This window comes from Methylobrevis pamukkalensis (assembly GCF_001720135.1).
Taxonomy (GTDB): domain Bacteria; phylum Pseudomonadota; class Alphaproteobacteria; order Rhizobiales; family Pleomorphomonadaceae; genus Methylobrevis; species Methylobrevis pamukkalensis.
On the sequence record NZ_MCRJ01000257.1, the window covers coordinates 1 to 1,259 of the forward strand.

A 1,259-nucleotide genomic window follows, 5' to 3' on the forward strand; every position below is an offset into this window, starting at 1 on the left:
TGACCTGCCCCCCGCTGGTCCCGCGATCATAATGGGAGTCCGCAGGCTTCATAGCTGATCTTGGGTTCCGGTGGGAGCGGCCGGGCGGCGCAGCTATTCACGTCGCGCAGCCGACCGGCCGCGTGGTTCAGCCGCACGGTCTCCGGCGCGAGGCCACCATGGGCGGAGTGCGGTCGGACGTAGTTGTAGTCGTGCCGCCACCGGTCGATCACGGCCCGGGCTTCCGCCAGGGTCGTGAACACCTCCTCGTTCAGGCACTCGTCCCGGAACTTGCCGTTGAAGCTTTCGACGAAGCCGTTCTGCTGGGGCTTGCCGGGATCGATGTAGTGCCAGCCGACTCCGGTTCGGTTGGCCCATTCCAGCATCGCCCGTGATGTCATCTCCGTGCCATTGTCGCTGACGATCAGCGCCGGCTTGCCACGCCGGGCGATCAGCGCATCCAGCTCGCGCGCCATGCGTCGGCCGCCGATCGAGGTGTCCACCACCAGCGCCAGGGCCTCGCGCGTGAAGTCGTCCACGATGCACAGAATGCGGAATCGCCGACCCCACGACAGGGCGTCCGCCACGAAGTCCAGGCTCCAGCGCTGGTTCGGTCCGTCCGGCACGGTCATAGGCGTCCGCATCCCGGTCGCTCGCTTGCCCCCCCGCCGCCGGCGCACGGCCAGACCCTCTTCCCGATAGAGTCGGAACAACTTCTTCTTATTCAGGCTGACGCCCTCCCGTTCCAACAGGATGCCCAGCCGCCGGTAGCCGAACCGACGGCGTTCGCCAGCCAGGGTCCGCAGCCGCTCGCGCACCTCCACGTCGCCGGGCTCAGGCGCGCGGCGCACCGTCTTGGGATCGACCTCGACCAGCCCACAGGCCCGCCGCTGCGAGTAGCCGCGCTCCGCCATCAGACGAAGCGCGGCTTCCCGGCGAACAGCGGGCCCGGTCAGTTTTTTCCCAGGAGATCCTTCAACGCCGACACGTCCAGCATCGACTCCGCCAGAAGCTTCTTCAGCCGTCGGTTCTCGTCCTCCAACGCCTTCAGCTTCTGGGCATCCGAGACGCTCATCCCGCTGTATTTGGCCTTCCACCGATAGAAGGTCTGCTCGCTGATCCCGTGCCGCCGGCAGACCTCCGCCGTCGCACCGCCAGCCTCCTGTTCGCGCAGCACACCTATAATCTGCGCCTCGGTGAACCTGCTCTTCTTCATGTCCGTCTCCTTGAGGTTGACGGACTCTCACTCAAACCGAGGGATCAGGAAGGGGGCAGGTCAG

1 protein-coding gene is annotated in these 1,259 nt (G+C 66.6%); it reads right to left on the reverse strand.

The window, feature by feature from the left end:
• Positions 1 to 26: 26 nt before the first annotated feature.
• Positions 27 to 1,195, reverse strand: a protein-coding gene (locus tag A6302_RS21750) for an IS3 family transposase (protein WP_245294184.1) whose coding sequence is annotated in 2 segments (ribosomal slippage) — positions 27 to 943 and positions 943 to 1,195 — 1,170 coding nt in all. Because the reading frame shifts where the segments join, the coding sequence is not laid out codon by codon here.
• Positions 1,196 to 1,259: the final 64 nt, after the last annotated feature.